Origin of the sequence: Polyangium jinanense (assembly GCF_028435265.1) — a bacterium.
Classification (GTDB): Bacteria; Myxococcota_A; Polyangia; order Polyangiales; family Polyangiaceae; genus Polyangium; species Polyangium jinanense.
Window position 1 is genome coordinate 209,939 of the sequence record NZ_JAGTJK010000001.1, and the last position, 18,318, is coordinate 228,256.

The 18,318-nt window shown below is 69.6% G+C and carries 15 protein-coding genes; 8 read left to right on the forward strand and 7 right to left on the reverse strand.

What is annotated here, in order from left to right:
* Positions 1 to 2 precede the first annotated feature (2 nt).
* Positions 3 to 2,924 carry an aldo/keto reductase gene (locus KEG38_RS00930; RefSeq protein WP_272417046.1) on the forward strand — a complete coding sequence of 974 codons (2,922 nt, stop codon included), beginning with the start codon at positions 3 to 5 and terminating at the stop codon, positions 2,922 to 2,924.
* 409 nt (positions 2,925 to 3,333) lie between these two features.
* Here KEG38_RS00930 and KEG38_RS00935 read toward each other — a convergent pair whose 3' ends face one another.
* The gene (locus tag KEG38_RS00935) at positions 3,334 to 4,173 is read right to left on the reverse strand and encodes a hypothetical protein (protein ID WP_272417047.1); all 840 of its coding nucleotides are present in this window, start codon (positions 4,171 to 4,173) and stop codon (positions 3,334 to 3,336) included.
* A 358-nt stretch (positions 4,174 to 4,531) separates the two neighbouring features.
* Here KEG38_RS00935 and KEG38_RS00940 point away from each other — a divergent pair, with 358 nt between their 5' ends.
* The 5 genes from KEG38_RS00940 to KEG38_RS00960 all read left to right on the forward strand — a co-directional run bounded on the left by KEG38_RS00940 (position 4,532) and on the right by KEG38_RS00960 (position 8,815).
* Positions 4,532 to 5,194 carry an Rpn family recombination-promoting nuclease/putative transposase gene (locus KEG38_RS00940; protein ID WP_272417048.1) on the forward strand — a complete coding sequence of 221 codons (663 nt, stop codon included), beginning with the start codon at positions 4,532 to 4,534 and terminating at the stop codon, positions 5,192 to 5,194.
* 47 nt (positions 5,195 to 5,241) lie between these two features.
* On the forward strand, positions 5,242 to 5,586 hold the full coding sequence (locus KEG38_RS00945) for a DUF4351 domain-containing protein (RefSeq protein ID WP_272417049.1): 345 nt from the start codon (positions 5,242 to 5,244) through the stop codon (positions 5,584 to 5,586).
* 61 nt (positions 5,587 to 5,647) lie between these two features.
* On the forward strand, positions 5,648 to 7,072 hold the full coding sequence (locus KEG38_RS00950) for a reverse transcriptase family protein (RefSeq protein WP_272417050.1): 1,425 nt from the start codon (positions 5,648 to 5,650) through the stop codon (positions 7,070 to 7,072).
* Between the two features lie 11 nt (positions 7,073 to 7,083).
* Entirely contained in the window at positions 7,084 to 7,587 is a 504-nt protein-coding gene (locus KEG38_RS00955) for a hypothetical protein (RefSeq protein WP_272417051.1), read from the forward strand.
* Positions 7,588 to 7,600: 13 nt separating this feature from the next.
* The gene (locus KEG38_RS00960; protein ID WP_272417052.1) at positions 7,601 to 8,815 is read left to right on the forward strand and encodes an aminotransferase class V-fold PLP-dependent enzyme; all 1,215 of its coding nucleotides are present in this window, start codon (positions 7,601 to 7,603) and stop codon (positions 8,813 to 8,815) included.
* A gap of 15 nt (positions 8,816 to 8,830) precedes the next feature.
* Here the strand turns inward: KEG38_RS00960 and KEG38_RS00965 are convergent, their stop codons facing one another.
* Positions 8,831 to 11,008, reverse strand: coding sequence for an SBBP repeat-containing protein (locus tag KEG38_RS00965; RefSeq protein ID WP_272417053.1), 2,178 nt, complete (start codon positions 11,006 to 11,008; stop codon positions 8,831 to 8,833).
* 51 nt (positions 11,009 to 11,059) lie between these two features.
* On the reverse strand, positions 11,060 to 11,614 hold the full coding sequence (locus tag KEG38_RS00970; protein ID WP_272417054.1) for a hypothetical protein: 555 nt from the start codon (positions 11,612 to 11,614) through the stop codon (positions 11,060 to 11,062).
* Between the two features lie 90 nt (positions 11,615 to 11,704).
* On the opposite strand from KEG38_RS00970, the gene KEG38_RS00975 reads away from it, so the two are divergent.
* Entirely contained in the window at positions 11,705 to 12,733 is a 1,029-nt protein-coding gene (locus KEG38_RS00975) for an aldo/keto reductase (protein WP_272417055.1), read from the forward strand.
* A gap of 1 nt (position 12,734) precedes the next feature.
* Here KEG38_RS00975 and KEG38_RS00980 read toward each other — a convergent pair whose 3' ends face one another.
* Genes KEG38_RS00980 through KEG38_RS55355 form a run of 4 tightly spaced genes read right to left on the reverse strand, consistent with a single transcriptional unit; the run spans position 12,735 to position 17,137 of the window.
* Positions 12,735 to 13,577 carry a phosphate/phosphite/phosphonate ABC transporter substrate-binding protein gene (locus tag KEG38_RS00980; RefSeq protein ID WP_272417056.1) on the reverse strand — a complete coding sequence of 281 codons (843 nt, stop codon included), beginning with the start codon at positions 13,575 to 13,577 and terminating at the stop codon, positions 12,735 to 12,737.
* Positions 13,578 to 13,585: 8 nt separating this feature from the next.
* Positions 13,586 to 14,494 (reverse strand): formylglycine-generating enzyme family protein, encoded by a 909-nt coding sequence (locus KEG38_RS00985; protein WP_272417057.1) that lies wholly within the window; start codon positions 14,492 to 14,494, stop codon positions 13,586 to 13,588.
* Positions 14,495 to 14,531: 37 nt separating this feature from the next.
* Positions 14,532 to 15,035, reverse strand: coding sequence for a hypothetical protein (locus tag KEG38_RS00990; protein WP_272417058.1), 504 nt, complete (start codon positions 15,033 to 15,035; stop codon positions 14,532 to 14,534).
* The gene (locus KEG38_RS55355; RefSeq protein ID WP_272417059.1) at positions 15,032 to 17,137 is read right to left on the reverse strand and encodes a c-type cytochrome; all 2,106 of its coding nucleotides are present in this window, start codon (positions 17,135 to 17,137) and stop codon (positions 15,032 to 15,034) included. The genes KEG38_RS00990 and KEG38_RS55355 overlap by 4 nt, the downstream gene beginning before the upstream one ends.
* 68 nt (positions 17,138 to 17,205) lie before the next feature.
* Between KEG38_RS55355 and KEG38_RS01000 the strand changes: the two genes are divergently transcribed.
* Entirely contained in the window at positions 17,206 to 18,315 is a 1,110-nt protein-coding gene (locus KEG38_RS01000; protein WP_272417060.1) for a DUF4215 domain-containing protein, read from the forward strand.
* Positions 18,316 to 18,318 lie beyond the last annotated feature (3 nt).

An 18,318-nucleotide genomic window follows, 5' to 3' on the forward strand; every position in this document is an offset into this window, starting at 1 on the left:
CCGTGGACCGCTCCTCCCCCGCAACCCCGCCCGCGCTCGTCCGCCTCCTCGACGAGGACGCCGAGGTCCGGCGCGACGCCGCCCTTACCCTCGACCCCCGCCCACTCCCCGCGCGCTTCGCCCTCCGCCAGGCCATGCTCGGCGACGAGGATGCCGAGGTTCGCGCCGCCGCCGCCCAGAAGCTCGGCGAGATGCGCAGCCGGCGTTTTGCCTTCGCCTTCGTCGAGGCGCTCGACGACGTGATGCCTTCGGTGCGCGACCGCGCCTATCGCGCGCTCGCCAGGCTCGAATCACGCGACGTCTTGCCGTACGCGGGCCGCGCCATTCGAAAGGAGCCCGTGTGGTGGGTGCGTCGATCGGCCGTGCGCGCCGCGGCCGCGGCCGGAGGGAAGGACGCGCTGTCGCTGCTCGTCGAGGCGCTCGCGGACCCCTTTTGGCGCGTCCGGCACGCGGCCGTGCAGGCGCTCGTGGTGCTCGGCGAGGACGATTTCGAGGTGCGGGAAGCCGTCTCCCAGGCCGCCGCAAAGGATCCGACCGGGACCGTCGTCTCCGCCGCGCATTACCTCGGCGCCGCGTGGGCCGGCGTTGCCGATACGCCCGTCGCGTCCGCTTCGCCGCCGGTGTTTCTTGCCGAAGGCCTCGCCGACGAGGATCCCGCCGTCGTCACCGCGCGCCTCGAAAAGGCCGATCCCTCGCTCGTGCCCGCCGCCGCGCTCGTCGCCTGGCTCGGCGACCCCCACGCGCCTTTGCGTGCCCTCGCTCGTCGTCGTTTGCGCGAGCGGAACGATCCCGACGCGCTCCTCCTCGCGTTGCGATGGATCGACGAGCCCCGCGTCCCCCACGCCGCCGCGGAAGTGCGCGCCGTGCTCGATCGGCTCGGGAGCGGGGAGGATCTCCCGCTCGCGCGGCGTGTTCTCGCGGCGGATCCGCCGTCCCCCGGGGCGCTCGCCTGGGCCGCGGAGGTGCTCGCGGTGCGAGGGAATGCGGAGGATCTGGAGCGGGTGCGAGGCTTGGCGAAGAGCGGCGCGCCGGGGCTGCGCGCGGCCGCGGTGACGGGATTGCTGCGGGATCAGCGGTCGCTTCCGGTCGTGCTGGCGGCGCTCGACGATCCGGACGAGGAGGTCCGCGCGGCTGCGCTCGCAGGATGGGAAAGGCGTCCCGGATCGCCGCGGATGCTGGCGGCTTGGGCCGAGGCGCTGGTCGCCTCTGCCCCCCGCGCCGTGTCCGTTCGGGAACGCCGCGCCGTCGCCGAAGCCGCCGCCCTGCTCGGCGACGCCCCCCTGCTCGCCCGCGCCGCTGAAGGCGCGGACCCGGCGACCCGCGCCGTCGCCCTCGCCGCCCGCGCCGCCGGGGACGACCTCCCGCCCGCCGAACGCGCCCGCGCCCTCGCCGACGAGGACCCGTGGATTCGCGCCGCCGTGCTCGATGCGGACGCCGCGCTCGCCGCCGCCGTCAGTGATCCCGACCCGTGGATCCGCCGCCAGGCGATGATCCTCGTGCTCCGCGCTCGCGAGGCCGTCGCGCCCGACGACGTTCGCGCCTGCGCGCTCGCCTCTGCCCTCGCGGCGGACCCCTTCCTCCGCGCCCGCGCCGCCGATCTGCTCGCGCCCGAGGACGAATCGCTCCACCCCGAAGCCTTCCGCACCCTGCTCCGCCTCTCCCAGGACCGCGCCCCCATGGTCCGCGCGGCCGCCGCGAGCGCCCTCGAAGCCGTCGTCGGCCTGGAAGATCGTCTCCTCGCGCTGCTCGACCCGTCGAAACCCGAGCCCGACGAGGCCGTACGCACGTCGGCTTATACCTGGCTGCTTCGCGACGGCGACGATCGGGCCCTCGCGCGCCTCGCCCTTGCGCTCGCACCCGGCGCGGAAGGGGCCCTCGTGAAGGCGCACCTCGAAGCCTTGACGCTCGTGCTCCCGGACGAGGCATTTTCAAAGCAGCCATCCCTCGTCCAGCATCGCCCGGCGTCACCCCCGGCCGCCGCGGAGCCGGCTCGAAAACGCGCTCCGGTGCCCGCGCGGCCCGAAGGCGTCACCCTGCGGCCCCTCGGAACGACGGGGCTTTTCGTGTCGCCGCTCGTGGTCTCCGGCGCCCACGGCCTCGTCGCGTCGAGCTTCGCCGATGCCCGCGACGCCGGGGTCAATGCCTTCTTCTGGGAGCCACGTTATCACGAGCTCACGCGTTTTTTGCGGTCGCGCCGAGCCGGACGGGAGGGCCTCGTCCTCGTCGCCGGCACCTACCATTCTGGCCCCGACGCCCTCCGCGCCGACGTCGAGCGTACGCTCGCGCGCCTGCGTATCGATTGGATCGACGTCTTCCTCCTGTTCTGGGTCCGCTCCCCGGATCGCCTCGCCGACGACGATTACGACGCCCTCGCGCGCCTCCGCGACGAAGGCAAGCTGCGCGCATTCGGCTTCTCCACGCACGACCGCGCCATGGCCGTCTCCGCGCTCCAGAAGCACCCCTGGCCCGTCGTGATGACCCGCCACAGCGCCGCGCACCCCGGCGCCGAGGCCCTTTTCCTGCCCGAGGCCGTCGCGCGCGGCACGGGCGTCCTCACGTTCACGGCCACCTCCTACGGCCGCCTCCTGCGCCCCGCGCCGGGCGACGCCCCGGAAACAAAACCCCCGAGCGCCCCCGATTGCTACCGTTACTCGCTCACGCAACCCGGCGTGAGCGCCACGCTCACGGCGCCGCGCAGCCACCGCGAGCTCCTCGAAAACCTCACGGTCCTCGCCCGCCCGACCCTCCCCGAGGAGGCCCTCCCCGCGCTCCGTGCCCACGGCGAGCGCATCCGGGCCGAGACACGTCGCTTCGACGCCCTGGTCCGCCGCGCTCCGGGCGGCCCGCGCGACCGCCTGCGCGCGCTGCTCGAAGAAGACACGACGCGCCCCGACGACGCCCTTCCGCCCGAGCCCAAGATGTGATCTCATCGCCGGGCTCACGGGAGGCGCGAGCAGCCAGCTATCACCCCGCGATGTCACGTCGCGGCTGCGAACGACTCCCCATGGAGAATGAAGCGTCACGGGGACCGCCCCGCAGGGCTTTTCGTCCCCGTACGCCTCTGCCGAGCAGGTGGCGGCGCCTCCCGTGAGCGGTTTTCTTTCGGGGCTTCCCTGCATCGGGAAAATATGTTCCCATGGGTGCGGCTCCCGGGGACACGAGCAGCCAGCTATCACCCGCGATGTCACGTCGCGGCTGCGACCTGTACCCCATGAAAGAACGATGCGTCACGAGACCGCCCTGCGGGGCGATACAGCTTTCAGCTGTAGGTCTTGTGCACGCCTCTGCCGAGCAAGTGGCGAGGTCTCCGGGAGCCTTTTTTCCTCGTCCGGATCAGCCGCCCGCCGTCTCCGCGGGGCTTTCCTTGGTGCGCCGCGCCTCCGCACGCCGCTTGCGCGCGTACTCGCTCGTCGCCTCTCGCACGATCTCCGGTCGATCGCGGAACACGAACCGCGCCGCTGCCCGCACGATTGCGATTCGCTCGAGGAGCAGCGCTACGAGCTGATTCCGCAGCAAAATCGCGTCCCTCGTCGCCTCGCTCGTGGCCACGCGCGCGGGCTTTTCTCGTAGCGCTGCCGCCACTTTTTTCGCCTCGCCGATGTAGGCTGCCGAGAATCCCCCGAACCCGTCGAGCTCCTTCTCGTACGTAGCCGCGAGCGCCGCATGATCTGCGAGCGCGGCCGCGACGGCATCGGCAGAGCGCGGATCTGCCTCGTGCGCTGCGCTGACCCGCGCGAGCTGCGCGTCGGCCGCGTCCGTCACTCCATCATCGAAATGGTACGTGAGCGCGGCCTTGATCTCACTGAGCAAAAACAGCCCCCGCTCGAGCGGATCCTCGTCGGGCTTTGCCGAATCGACCGTGAGCAGATACCGCGTCTGCGCTTCCTGCGCGGCGCGCTGGATCGACAGGATCTCCTTGCCCGTCTTCGGCCCGATCCTCCGCGCCCCTTTCCCTTTCCCGCGACCTGCCACGGAATCGAGCCCGCGCCGGAGGACCACGCCTCCCTCGCCGACCTGCGTCTTGTAATACTTCTCGAAGAACCGCGCGACGTCCACGGCCTCCCCGAAGAGCACGTGCAAGGGCACGGGCGACTGGGGCAATGCCTCGGCGTCCACGTTCATCGAACGAACGACCTCGGACCACCGCACGAAATCGGTGCTCGGCTTCGACATGATGTAGAGCTCCCTGGGGCGCAGACGATCCAAACGCGGCCGGCAGCGCCCCGGTCGATGGAGGAGGATGAGCCCGCCTCCGAAATGAGTGAACGCTGGGGATCATCACCATCTGCCAGGCTGCAATGGGTCGAGCAGGAATTTTGCGTTCGGGCAGGACAGGGGAGGGGGCGTCCTGCTGTCCTGGAGGGGTGGGTCGGTGTCCTGGAGGCGGGGGTCGGTGTCCTGGAGGGGGAGGGGGGTGTCCTGGAGGCGTCTTGTCAAACTGAGTTCGATATCGATCTGCCTCTGAATGGCACCGAGCTCCCAGCATCGGCTGGACGTCTAGGTTTTTCCAGGTACGCTCGGTTGTCGGTGCATGACCGACAACCCGCACGACGCGCTCTTCCAGTACGTCTTCTCGAATCCGGAGCACGCGGCCCCGGCGCTGCGGTCGATGCTCCCGGCGGCGCTCGCCGAGAAGGTCGACTTTTCGACGCTCGTGCTCGCGCCGGGGCATTTCGTGGACCCGGAGCTCGACGGGCACCGGAGTGATCTGCTGTTCTCCGCCAGGATCGCGGGCCGCGATGCATTGATCTACGTGCTCTGGGAGCACCAGAGTTACGTGGATACGTGGCTGCTCTTGCGGCTGCTCGAGTACATGGTGCGGATCTGGCGCTCCTACCGGGACGAACACCCGCGGGCGAAGAAGTTGCCGGTCATCGTCCCGGTCGTCTTGCACCACAGCAAGACGGGCTGGCGCGCGGCACGGCGGTTCGAGGATCTGGTGGACGTCGACGCAGCGGGCCTTTCCGTGCTCGCGCACGTACCTCGGTTCGAGTTCGTGCTGGACGACATCAGCCGCGTGGATGACGCCGAGCTGTCGCGGCGGGCGATGACGGTGCTTGGTCGGTTGGTCCTGTACCTCTTCCGTCACGCGCGCGATCCGGAGGAGCTTTTCGCAGGGCTCGGCCGGTGGGCAGAGGCGCTCCGGCACAGGTGGTGGGCGCACCGAACGGGGATGCTGCGATCGCGGCGGTGATGATGTATCTTCGAAAGGTCGGCAGGCGAGAGGAGGACGAGGTAGTCATGGCGGTGCGGAAAGCCGTGGGCGACAGCGTGTTCGATCAGATCTTCCACGCTGGCGAGCGGCTGGAGCAGAAGGGGATCGAGCGGGGGATCGAGCGGGGCAAACGCGAGGGCCGTCGCGACGTTCTCGCGCGCCAGCTCAAGCTCCGCTTTGGCGAGCTCCCCGCCACCGTCATGGAAGCCCTCGATGCGGCCTCGATCGAGGCGCTCGACCGCATGACGGACCGGATCCTCACCGCCTCCACGCTCGCCGAAGTCCTCGGCTCCGATACCCCCGCCGAGCCGAAGCCCACCCGAAAGAGCCCCGCCCGCAAGTCCCCGCAGCGCCGCACCCGCGGACGCTGAGCGCACACCGCCTCCATTCCCCCTTAAAAACCTCCCCTCATCCCTGGTAGGATGCGCCGCCATGAGCCTTGTCGGCCTCCTCCTCGAGCTCAAGCCCTTGCTCGCCGATCCCGACGCGAACTTCGAGCGCGTCGCCGAGCTGCTCGAGCGACATCAGGGCCTCGCGGAGTACGAAGTCGCGCGCTTCTACGCGGGTCGCGCCTTCGTCGGGCCTGTCGGCAAGCTCCTTTGCAGCGAGGATCCGCGCGAGCGGCTGCGTGGTGTCCGGATCGTCCCGCTCATCTTTGCCCGGGGGAACGCGGCGCAGCACCTCCGCCGCATGGTCAAGGACGCCGACAACGCCGTCGCGCATGCCGCGCGCGCCGCCGTCAAGACGCTCGGCCTCGCGGATGTCGCGCCGCCCGATCGGCGCGCCTCGCCTTCGCGGTTCGCGAACCCGATTGCGCCCGGGGGCTGGAATTCCACGGGCTGGACCTTCGGGCTCTTTCGCGCCCGGTATGTCTTCCGCCGCGGCGCAGCCCCGACCAAGACCCCGCCGCAGGTCGACGTCCCCAAGCTGAGCTCCCGCGCCGGCGTGGCCAAGCTCGTCGGCGTCAAACCCGGCGAGCTGCCCGCCCTCATGCGCCCCGGCACCGGCAAGGGGAGCGGCTACGTCGAATTCGAGATCCCCAAGCGCACCGGCGGACTTCGGAAGATTTCGGCCCCCCGCGTCCGTTTGAAGGGCGTCCAGCGCGCCATCCTGCGCGAGATCCTCGCCAAGATCCCCGCGCACCCCGCGGCCCACGGCTTCATCGAGGAGCGCTCCACGCTCACCAATGCGACCCCCCACGTCGGCGCCGCCGTCGTCGTGCGCGTCGACATCGAGGACTTCTTCCCCACGGTCCATTACCGCCGCGTCGTCGGATTCTTTCGGCGCCATTACGACGAGGAGGTCGCCGTCGCGCTCGCCGGCCTCACGACCCATCGGGCCAAGCTGCCGGATGGCACCGTGGTTTGGCCGGGCGCATTGCCCCAGGGCGCGCCCACCTCGCCGGCCCTCGCGAACCTCGTCTGCCGCCGCCTCGACGCGCGCCTCGACGCCCTCGCCAAGAAGACCGGCGCGACGTATACCCGTTATGCCGACGACCTCACGTTCTCCTTCCGCGACCCGCCCGCGCGCCTCGGGCGGTTTCTCTGGTGGGTCAATGCGATCCTCCAGCAGGAGGGGTTTGCGGAGAACGTCAAGAAGCGCCGGATCATGCGCAAGGGCAATCGCCAGCGCGTGACGGGGCTCGTCGTCGACCAGAAGCCGTCCATCCCGCGCGAGGAGCGCCGCCGGTTCAAGGCCATCCTCAACAACTGCCGCCGCCACGGCGTGGCCTCCCAGGCCCGCGGAAACCCCGACTTTCCGGCGTGGCTCCGCGGATACGCGGCCTACGTGCGCATGATTCATCCCGAGCTCGGCGCGAAATGGCAGCGCGAGGTCGAGGAGATCTTGTCGAAATAGGGGAGGAGATCGTGTCGAACGAGGACGAGCTGAATCCGTACGAAGCGCCCAAGGAAACGAAGACCACGAAGCGGCCCAAGAAAAAGAAGGCGGCCGAAGACGACGCCCCGCACGATCCGTCGATCGACGCGATCGTCTATTCGCTCCAGAAGACGCGGCCCTGGATCAGCCTGTTCGGGACGTTGAGCTACATCGGCGCCGTCGGGCTCGTGGTCTTCGGCCTTTACACGATGACCTCGACCTCGACGTCGCGCGCGATCGGCGACTACGGGGCCATCGCCTTCATCGTGTACCTCATCCTCGCCATTCTCTACGCCGTCGTGGGCTCGCGCCTCTTCCGGTATCGCGACAGCATCAATCAGGTCATCGCGACCGACGGGCGCCTCGATTTCATCGCGACCGCGATCGAGCGCCAGCGCGAGTTCTGGGCGTTCGTCGGCATGATGACCGTCGTCCTCCTCGGCCTGTACGCGCTCATCATCGGCGGTAGCATCCTGTTCCTCCTCCCCCGCTGAACCGCCGCACCGGATGACCCTGCACGAATACCCTCCGTCCCACGCCGCCCGCGTACGGCCGCTCTGGGATCTCGACCCCACCATCACCTTCCTCAATCACGGCTCCTTCGGCGCCTGCCCGCTTCGCGTCCGCGAGGCGCAGGATCGGTTCCGCGCGCAGATGGAGCGCGAGCCCGTTCGGTTTTTCGTCCGCGAGCTCGAGCCGCTCCTCGATGCCGCCCTGCACGCCCTCGCGGATTTCGTCGGCGCGGGCGCCGCGGACCTCGCGTTCGTCCCCAATGCGACGGCCGGCGTCAATACCGTCCTTCGCTCGCTCGACCTCCGCCCCGGCGACGAGCTCGTTGCGACGAACCACGAATACAACGCCTGCCGCAATGCTCTCGAGTTCGTGGCCGCGCGCGCCGGGGCCCGCGTGGTCGTCGCCGCCGTTCCTTTCCCCCTCGCATCCCCCGACGACGTCGTCCGGGCCGTCCTCGATTGCACGGGGCCGCGCACCCGCCTCGCGCTCGTCGACCATGTCACGAGCCAGACCGGACTCGTGTTTCCCGTCGAGCACCTCGTCCCCGAGCTCGCCCGCCGCGGCATCGATACCCTCGTCGACGGCGCCCACGCCCCCGGCATGGTCCCGCTCGACCTCCGCGCGCTCGGCGCCGCCTATTACACCGGCAACTGTCACAAATGGATGTGCGCGCCCAAGGGAACGGCGTTCCTCCACGTGCGCCCTGACAAACAGGCGCAGATCCGCCCGCTCTCGATCAGCCATGGCGCGAACAGCCCCCGGACGGATCTGTCGCGCTTCCGGCTCGAATTCGACTGGACCGGCACGCACGATCCCACGCCGTATCTCGTGCTCCCCGAGGCGATTCGTTTCCTCGCGTCGCTCCTGCCGGGCGGCGCGCCGGCCCTCGCCGAGCACAACCGGCAGACGGCCCTGGCCGCGCGGGAACGCTTGTGCGCGGCCCTCGGCACGCCTCCGCCCGCGCCTGCATCCATGATCGGCTCGCTCGCCGCTATCCGTCTGCCGGACGCCGGAGGCGCCCCGGCCGCGCCTCCGCTCTTCCTCGACCCTTTGCAGGAAGCCCTCTTTTCGCGCCACGGCATCGAGGTCCCCGTGATCCCTTTTCCGCCCCCCCGCGGCAGGGTTCTCCGTATCTCGGCGCAGATCTACAATGACCCCGAGGAATATGCGCGCCTCATCGACGCGCTCCGGGCCGAAGGGGTATCTTGAGCGCCTCCGGCACGGTCAGGGCAAGAGCTTCGCCACGTACGCATCATTGGCGCCGGCACTCGACACGAAGCCGGTTCCGAGGTCCAGCGTGCCCTGGAATCGCCCCCCGACGAACACGTTGCCCGACCCGTCCACGGCCGTAGAGCGGCCCCATTGTTCGAGGTTGTCCCCGCCGCGCCGGCCCGAGACGTACGCGCCCAGCGCGTCGAGCTTCACGACGAACGCGTCGTTGCCGCCCAGGCTCGCGAGCGGCGAGGCGCCGCCGAAATTCACCGAGCCCGTCATCCGGCCCGCGAGCACGACGTTGTTTTGCGCGTCCGTCGCGACGGCGAATCCGACCTGGTCGCCGGTGTCGCCGAAGAGTTTGGCCCACTGGAACACGCCCGTGCCGGCGTACTTCGCGACGAAGATGTCGTTGCTGCCCGCGCTCGTCAGGTCTCCGCCGCCGTAATCGACCGTGCCCGCGGCCGCGCCGATCACGATCACGTTGCCCGCGCCGTCCACGGTGACGCCATTGCCGATCTGCGTGCCGATTCCACCGAGGCGGCGGCTCCATTGATGTTGCCCCGCCGCCGTGAGCTTGACCAGCACCGCGTCCTGACCGCCCAAGCTGATGAGGTCCCCTCCGCCGAAATGGACCGTCCCCTCCATGAAGCCCGTGAAATACACGTCGCCGGCCGCGTCCGTGGCGACGCCTCGCATCCCCTGGGTGGTCGCGTCGCCGTAGCTCCGGCTCCAGACGTGGAGCCCGGCGGGATCGAGCTTCAGCACGAAATGATCGTCGAGCCCCGCGGCCGTCATCGCGCCGCCGCCGAAATCGACGGTGTTGCGATAATGCCCCACGACGATCACGTTGCCCGCCGGATCCACGGCCACCGCCGAGCCCTCGTCCCCGCCTGCGGCCCCGTACGCCCGGCTCCACACGAACGCGCCCGCGGACGAGAGCTTCAGCACGAACACGTCGCTCGTTCCACTCACGCTCACGTGCGGCCCGCCGCCGAAATCGACCGTCGATTGGAAAACCCCCGTCACCACGATGTTTCCCGTGCTGTCGACGGCCACACCGCGCGCCCCGTCCGTGCCGTTCGCGCCGAATCGACGGCTCCAGACGTGATTGCCCTGCGCGTCGTATTTGGCCACGAGGATGTCGTGCACCGTGTTCGGCGTCGTGAGCGGCCCGCCGCCGAGATCAATCGTCCCGACGAACTGTCCCACGACGATCACGTTGCCCTGCGCGTCCGTGGCGATGTCAATGATGTCCTGATCGAACGGATCGCCAAACGACCGGATCCACCCCGTCGCGGCGCACATGTCGCCCACGAGCCCCGTGCAGCTCTCGTCCGCGGGCGTCATGCAATTCTCGGCCTGGGGCAAGACCTCGCCCACGCACGGCCCGTACGCCGACCCCTCGGCATTACACGTCTGCGTGCCCGCCTTGCAGATACCGACGCCCAGCGTTCCGCCCGGCCCGGTATAACAAGCCGTGGTGGAACCCGGGGCGCAGACGCAGCCCGTGCCGCTCTCGTTGACGAGCCCGTCGCAGTCCTCGTCCTCCGGGGAAAGGCACGTCTCCGTCGCGGGCAAGACCTGCCCCACGCAGGCCCCGTATGCCGTGCCCTCGGCATTACACGTCTGCGTGCCCGCCTTGCACGCCCCCTTGTCGAGCGTGCCCATTGGCCCCGTGTAACAAGGCGCCGTCGCGCCGGGGGTGCAAGCGCAGCCCTCCTCGTTCGAGAGCCCGTCGCAATCGTCGTCGCCCATCGTCTGGCACGACTCGGGCATGGGCACGACCTCGCCGACACACGGGCCATATCCGCTCCCGTCGTCGAGGCACGTCTTGAGCCCCGCTTTGCACAAGCCCACGATCTGAGTGCCCGGCGGGCCCGAATAACACGCGTCGAGTTCCCCGGGCGTACACACGCTCGCGCCGCCACTGCCGCCCGCGCCGCCCATTCCGCCCATTCCGCCGGTGCCACCCGCGCCACCGCTGCCGCCCGCGCCGCCCATTCCGCCGATGCCGCCGCTTCCGCCCATTCCGCCGGGCCCGCCCCAGCCCGCCTCGCCGCCGTCGCCGCCCTGGCCGTTGCTCGAGCTCGACGTCGTATTGCCTCCGGCCGCGCAGCCCGAGGTGAGCGCGACGGGGACGAGGATCGAGACGAGGGACAGCCGAGAGCGGGAGAATCGACGTTTCATGATTCCCGCAGGTAACCCGCGCGGGGGGCGCGCGTCAATGACCCGCAGGCGCTACGAAGCGGAGGAGGGGAACGATACGCCCCGCGCCGCCACGAACGCGCCGAGGATCTTCCGCTCCGAAGGGAAGCGGACCGCGATCAGCACGGCGCCCGCCGCAAAGAACGGCGCGGCGACCATCTTTTCGAAGCCGAGCGCGGCGAGGACCATCCCGAAGAGCGCGATGGCCTCGGAGAGCGCGAGCGAGAGGATGAACGGCGTCATGAACACGGAGTAAGCCTTGGCCGTCGCCGCCTGCGGATCGGCGAACACCGTGCGCTTCCCGATCGCTTCGCGATATCGCGCCGAGAACGCGTCCGGCAGCGCCTCCTCGCGAGTCTCCACCTCGACGTTTCGCGCCGCGCTCGTGTAGATCGTGCGCGGCAGGGCGAAGCTCACGATCGTGAGCACAATCGACAGGAGCCCGAACACGAGCGGCATCATGGGGTCCAGGGGCGCGCCCTTCGGCTTGAAGATGCCCGAGAATGCGATGCCGGCGTAGAGCATCGTGGCGAGGAGCATCGCGAACCAGAGGATCCGCAAGACCGAGAGCCGAGGTTGCCGCGCCATGGACCGAGGTTACCACGACGCCGGCGGGGTCGACAGCGGCGCCTTCGCGGCTAGACTCGGACCGCCCGTCAAACCAAGCGAGAGGACCGCATGGAATACCGCACCCTCGGAAATAGCGGCGTCAAGGTCTCCACCCTTTGCCTCGGCGCCATGACGTTCGGCGAGGCCGACGAGAAATCGTTCATGCACAAGGTGGGCTGTGACGAGCCCACGGCCCACGCGATCATGAGCCGCTCCCTCGATCGCGGCGTGAACTTCATCGACACGGCCGACGTTTACGGGCAGGAGGGCCTGTCCGAGCGCGTCGTCGGGAGCTGGCTCGTGCAGGGCAAGCACCGCGAGCGCACGGTCCTCGCCACGAAATTCCGCTTTCGTATGGGCGACGGCCCGAACGGCACGGGCGCCTCGCGGTATCGCATCATGCGCTGCGTCGAGGACAGCCTCCGCCGCCTGCGCACCGATCGAATCGACCTCTACCAGATTCACATGCAGGACAACGACACGCCCGAGGAAGAGACGCTCCGCGCGCTCGACGACCTCGTGCGCCAAGGCAAAGTCCTCTACATCGGCGCCAGCAATTACGCGGCGTACCGGCTCACCGATAGCCTCTGGACGAGCCGCGCCTCGCATCTCAGCTCGTTCGTGTCTCTGCAAATGCAATACAGCCTCGTCTCGCGCGAGCTCGAGCGCGAGCACGTGCCGCTTTGCAAGAAATTCGGGCTCGGCATCTTGCCGTGGTCGCCGCTCGCGGGCGGGTTCCTCACTGGCAAGTATCAGAAAAACCAGCCCCCGCCCGGAGGCGCGCGGCTCGACAAGTGGAAGAGCCAGCTCGCGGGCTTCGACACCCCGCGCAACTGGCGCATTCTCGACGCGGTCACCGCCGTCGCTCAGGAGCGCAATGCCACGAAGGCCGCGGTCGCGCTCGCGTGGCTCATCCACAAGCCCGCGGTCACGAGCGCCATCTTCGGCGCGCGCACCCTGGAACAGCTCGACGCTTGCCTCGCCGGCGCGGAGCTCGCGCTCTCCGCCGAGGAAATGAAGCGGCTCGACGAGGCCAGCGCCTTCGAGCCCGGATATCCCTACGAAATGATCGGCCGCGTGCAGCAGGGCCGCTGGTAGCTCAATGCCACGAGGGCCGGGACGACCGTGACGGCGGGGTCAACGTGATCCGGTCCTCGGCCGGCGGCGGCGTCAAGAGCGGCGCGAGGCGGTGATACTCTTCGAGGGGCGTCTGCACGAGCCCCTCGGCCTCCAGCGCCGAAAGCAGCCGCGACCGCGCGATCTCGCTCGGCGTCGTCGGCACGAGCTTCTGCGCGAGCGCAATGGCTTTCGCCTCCGAGAGCGAGGCGGGCAGCACGATCGCGTCGTTCAGGCAGCTCTCCGTGAAAGCAATCGCCGTGAGTTTGTCCCCGGCGGGCCCCGCATACCAGCGGAGCTTCTCCGCCATGCTGGCCGCGTCCATCTTGTGCGACGAGACGGCCGTGACGTCGGCCGTCTCGTGGAGCACCGCCTCCACCGCGGCCCGATGCGAGCCGAGGAAGATCTGCGACGCGAACGTCTTCGCCGGATCGATCCCCTCGGCCCGCAGCTTCGCGATCGCCAGCAAATACCCTCCGGCCGAGAGCGGATCCACCCACGCCGCCTTCGTCCCCACGAGCGCCGCGAGCCGCAAGCTCGCGTTCTTCCGGGCCACGATCGCGGACCGGTAATTGGTTTGTCCTTCGCGTACGATCGTCAGGACCGCGCGGGCCGCGGGCAGCTTCGCGGTCACGCCGGCCGGCGCCCAGACGAGCTGCGCCTCGCCGGAGGCCGTACGCTCCTCGATATCAGCGTAATTCGCGGCCACGTGGGTCTCCACGCTCTCGCCGAGCTTCTGCTCCAGCGCGGCCCGGATGAGCTCGGCGCGCGCCTCTGCCTTGGCGCGTCCGAGCGCGGGCGGCAGGACGAACAGGAGGCCCCCCATGGCCGCTCCTATTTGCCTGCCGTCGTCGCGCAGCGAATGCCGAGGAATCCGCACCGGTACGTCACCTGGAACCGGCCCGGCCGCTCCACGCGGAACATGTTGGGAATGCCGTCGCGCCAGCTCGCGCCGCGGCCCACGCGGTCCTTCGTCTTCGCGTCCTGCGCGCTCGTCGTCCATTCGAAGACGTTGCCCGCCATTCCGAGCAGGCCGTCCTTGCTCGCGCCGGTCGGGTGCGCCGCGACCGGACACGTGCCTTTCAAGAGCCCCTCTTTCCCACCCGACCAGCAGAGCTGATCCTTCGGCGCCTCGTTGCCCCAGGGATACGCGCGCCCCTCCTCGCCGCCGCGCGCCGCCCACTCCCACTCCTCGTCCGAGGGCAGACGTTTTCCTTGCGCCGTGCAGTAATCGATCGCCTGCTGGAAATCGACACAGACCATCGGATGATCTTCCTTGCCGGCCTTCTTGTACGTCGCCTCGGGCGCGCAGGTCGCGAACGCGTCGTTGCATTTCTTCGACGCGACGCACGCCTCGTAGTCCTTCGCCGTGGCCTCCGTCTTGTCGAAGCAGAAATCGGCGATCTTCGCCTCGTTCTTCAGAAAGCCCATCTTGTACGACCCGCCCTTGATGAACGCCATGCCCTCGGGGCACGGGCTCGGCGGCGCTTTCGGGGGCTCGGGCGGCTTGGCGTCGGCGGTCTTCGCGGGTTCGGGCGTTGCTTCCGCCATCTTCGCGGGCTCAGGGTCGCTTTTCGGCGGCGGGTCGGCCTTCGCAGCCGTCTCGGCGGGTTTTGCGTCCGTTGCGCCCGCGCCCGGCTCCTTTACGTCGCCGCCCTCCTGCGCGCCGCCGCAGCCGAACGCGGCCGCGAGGCCAAAGCCGAGAAACGCCGTGCCGAACGTGAGCCAACGAAGAGCCTTCATGGTAACCATCCTCCGACGACGAAAAGAAATACGTTTGTCAGCGCAGCACGAGAATCGGCGCTGGCTCCCCCTCGATCCAGTGCTCTTGCAGGATGAGCCCCGGGGAGACCATGGAGCCGCCGTAGGTCTCGCCGAACGAAAACAGCTCGAAGATCCGCCGATCACCTGGTTTGATCGGGAACATCACCTGGCCCGCCTGGGGCGCGGGAACGCCCTCCTTCGGCTCGGGCATCCAGAGCGCGACGCCCCGGTTCGTGCCGCCGACGAGCGAGGCCGCGGTGGTCTGGGCGTCGCAATGGACTTTGAGCCAGCCCCGCGCCCGCCACGCCCGGCAATGCTCGGCGCGCGGGCCCTTGCGGGTGATGCGCACGCGCGTCGCGTTTTGCCATTCGGCCGGCGTGGGCGGCTTCGGCGTGCCTTCCTCGATGGGAATCGGCTCGAAATCGATCGGCTTTTCCTCCTCGTTTCCCGGAGGATCGGCCTTGGCGGCCGGCAAGAGCAGGAGGAAGGTGAGGGCGGCGAGGGTCCGGGCGCGGCTCATAAGGTCTTCAGGAAGGCGACGAGGGCCTCGCGGTCCTCGGCGGAAAGCTGGCTCGTGTTGCCCATGCGATCGCCGTTCAGCTCGACGAGTTTTTCCAGCGTCGAGATACGGCCGTCGTGGAAATAAGGCGCCCTTCCGGCGACGAACCGAAGTGAGGGCGTCTTGAACTCCTGCTTCGACTCGTCGTCGAAGCCGCTCACGGGCGGCAGCCGTTTCAGCGGATACGGCGTGCGATCCGTATAATGGCTCGCCGGCACGTGGCAGCGGGCGCATTTCGTGGCGTCGCTGGTGAAGAGCTCGCGCCCGCGTTTTTCCTTTTCCGTGAGCTCGCGGTTTTCCCGCGGGGGCGGGACGAGGCCCTCGCGCACGAACGCGGCGACGAGCGAGGCGCGCCCGACGGCGGCGCCGCCGATGTTCTGCGGCATGCCGCCCCAGCGATGCAGGCCCATGCCGGCCGTGATGCGCGCGCCGAGGTCCGGGCTCTCGCCGTGCCAGCCATAAGGTCCCGCCGCGTTCACGAGGCCCGCGAGCATCGGGGTTCGTCGCGGAAAACCTTTTGTCTTCGCGAGATCGGGGACATTTTCGTACACGCCCACGAAGTTCGTGTGCAGCCCGTCGATCGTGTCGAACGTCGCCTCGTGCCAGACGTGCCCGTCGTCGCGCCCATCGGGGTGACAACCCGCGCAGCCGAGGCCGCCGCTCAGAATGGGATCCGTCGCGTTGTAGAAGAGCCGTCGCCCTTTCTGCGCCTCGGCCGAGAGCGTGTCGTCGGCGAGGTGCACGAGGGTTTGTCGGTCACGCACGATGGGATCAACGGGCGCCTTTGCGGCGAGGTCGATCGCGACCACGTCGTAGGTCGAGCGGCAAAAGACGTACGCCGTGTCCTCGTCGGCCGAGAGCGTGATGCCCGAGGGCGCGCCGCATTCGCTCGCGGCGCCGTATCCCGGGTCGTATTTCTGGCCCACCTGGAAGATACGCACGATCGCGAGCGTCGGATCGAGCGCGATCGCGTCGAGCTCGGCGACCACGTCGTCGCCCTCGCCCGCGACGAGCAGCGTGTCGGATTTCGCGCGGTAGACCATCGCGCGTGGCTGCGTGAATGGGCCCTTGTCACGGCCCGGAATCGATACCGGCGTATCCGCGGTCATGGTCAGATCCGCGACCCGGCTCTTTTGCGCAGGCAGCCCGCCCACGTGCGTCGCGGCGAGCTGCTCCGGCGCGGCGCGGCCGTTTTTCCCGGGCAGGAGCACGACGTCCACCGTCGGCTGCCCGAACCACGAGCGCCGCGCGAGCGCGCCCACCGCGTGCCGCGCCACGAAGAGCCGGCCCTCGTCGGGCGAGGTCACGAGCGAATACCCGAGCGACGCATGGAGCTTCTTGCCCGACGGCGCGCGCACGGGCGAAGGCATCACGCCGATCGTCTTCACGACCGGCGCGCCCGAAGCTTCCCCGATGTGCGTCACGTCCGCGCCCACGAGGTGGCTCACGAGGATCTCGCCCGTCCCGAGCACGGCGATGCCCCGCGGCTCGCGCGCGACGTCCGCCGACCACACGACCTTCCCGGCCGCGAGATCGACCTTCGAGACCGTATGCATCCAGGCGCTCGTCACGAACGCATGACGCGCATCCGCCGTCGCCGCGAGGCCCCACGCGTCCGCGGGCAATGCCACGCGGCTCGCCTCGGTGAGCGCGCCCGACGCGTCGGGCTTCAGCACGAGGAGCAGGCCCGGATCGCGGATCGTCACGAGCACGGCGCCGTCGATCGGCAGGACCTGGGCCGGCGCGCCGGGGAGCTGCAGCTCGGTCGCGGACGCGCCCGGCGCGAGCGGGAGCGGGATTCGGCGGAGAACCTTGTGATCCTCGTCCGCCACGAAGAGCGCATCGCCCTGTCGGCTCCGCGCGATCACGCCGCCTTGTCGTTCGGCCGGCGACAATGGCAACGGCTGCGCGGGCGCGGCGCTGCTCGGGGGCGGTGCGACGGCTTGCGAGGCCGAAGGCGCGGGCGCCGAGGCGTCGGGCGTGTCCTTGGGCGACGAGCAAGCGAGAGGCGAAGCGATCGTGATCGCCAGGGCCAAACGAAGGCGAGGCTTGGGTCCACCCACGAGGAAAAGCTTTATCGGAGCGCCGCGCGCGCGGCAAGAGGCGGAGCGATCGTGGTAGGGTCGCTCGCATGCACGCACGTGGCCTCGCTGTCGGCGCGCTCCTCGGCCTCGCCGCCGCGTGTGGCGCGCGAAGCACGCTTTTTGGCCCGGAGGCCGAGCGGCGTGATCCTTTTTGCGGCGATGGGCTCGTCGATCCGGGCGAAGCCTGCGACGATCACAACGACGTCGCTGTCGACGCCTGCGTCCCCGGCTGCGCCCTCGCGCGCTGCGGCGACGGCATCGTCCGGGCCTTCGTCGAGGCCTGCGACGACGGAAACCAGGTCTCCGGCGACGGCTGCACGGCGAGCTGCGCGCTGCCGAGCTGCGGCAATGGCATCGTCGAGCCGGGGGAGGTCTGCGACGACGGCAATGGCATCGACACGGACGATTGCCCCTCGCGCTGCTTGCCGGCGACATGCGGCGACGGCTTCGTGCAGGCGGGCGTGGAGGCCTGCGACGCGGGCGCGGCGAACGCCGACAGCCCGGCTTTTTTGCTGCTGCAAGGCGCGCTCGCGCGGCCCGTCCTGCCCGTCACGCGGCCCATGCCGCTCGTCTCGTTCTACGACTACGGCTCGGCCAGCGCGCACACGGGGTTCGAGGAACGCGGGGCGAGCAAGCTTTTCCTGTATCGCGACATCACGCCGAACGGCCTGCTCGGGCTTGTCACGATCCACGGCGTGGACAAGAATGTGAACGGAGAGATCCAGCCCGAGGCGCGCGTCGAGATGTCGTTTTTCGGCTTGCCCACGGGCACGTTCGTCGCGGTCTCCGACGACACCAAGGCCGAATTCTCGCTGCTCGACGCGACGACGGCGCGCGGGGACTTTCAGTTCGACGGTAACACGGATGGCGGCGCGCTCTCCGGCCTGCTATCGCCGGGCGCGTGGGTGATCGACGTCGTGCCGAGCTTCCTTCAGGGGATCGATCGCTGGGAATGGGTGGACGGGAGTGGCGAGACGATCGTGCTCGATCGCACCACCACGGCCCGGATCGTGGCGCGCGACGTCCCCTCGGCGTGTCGGCTCGATTGCACGATTCCAGCGTGTGGCGATAAAATCCTCGATGCGGGGGAGGTGTGCGACGACGGAAATGTCGTCGACCTCGATGGGTGCGCGGCGGATTGCAGATCCACCGATTGAAGA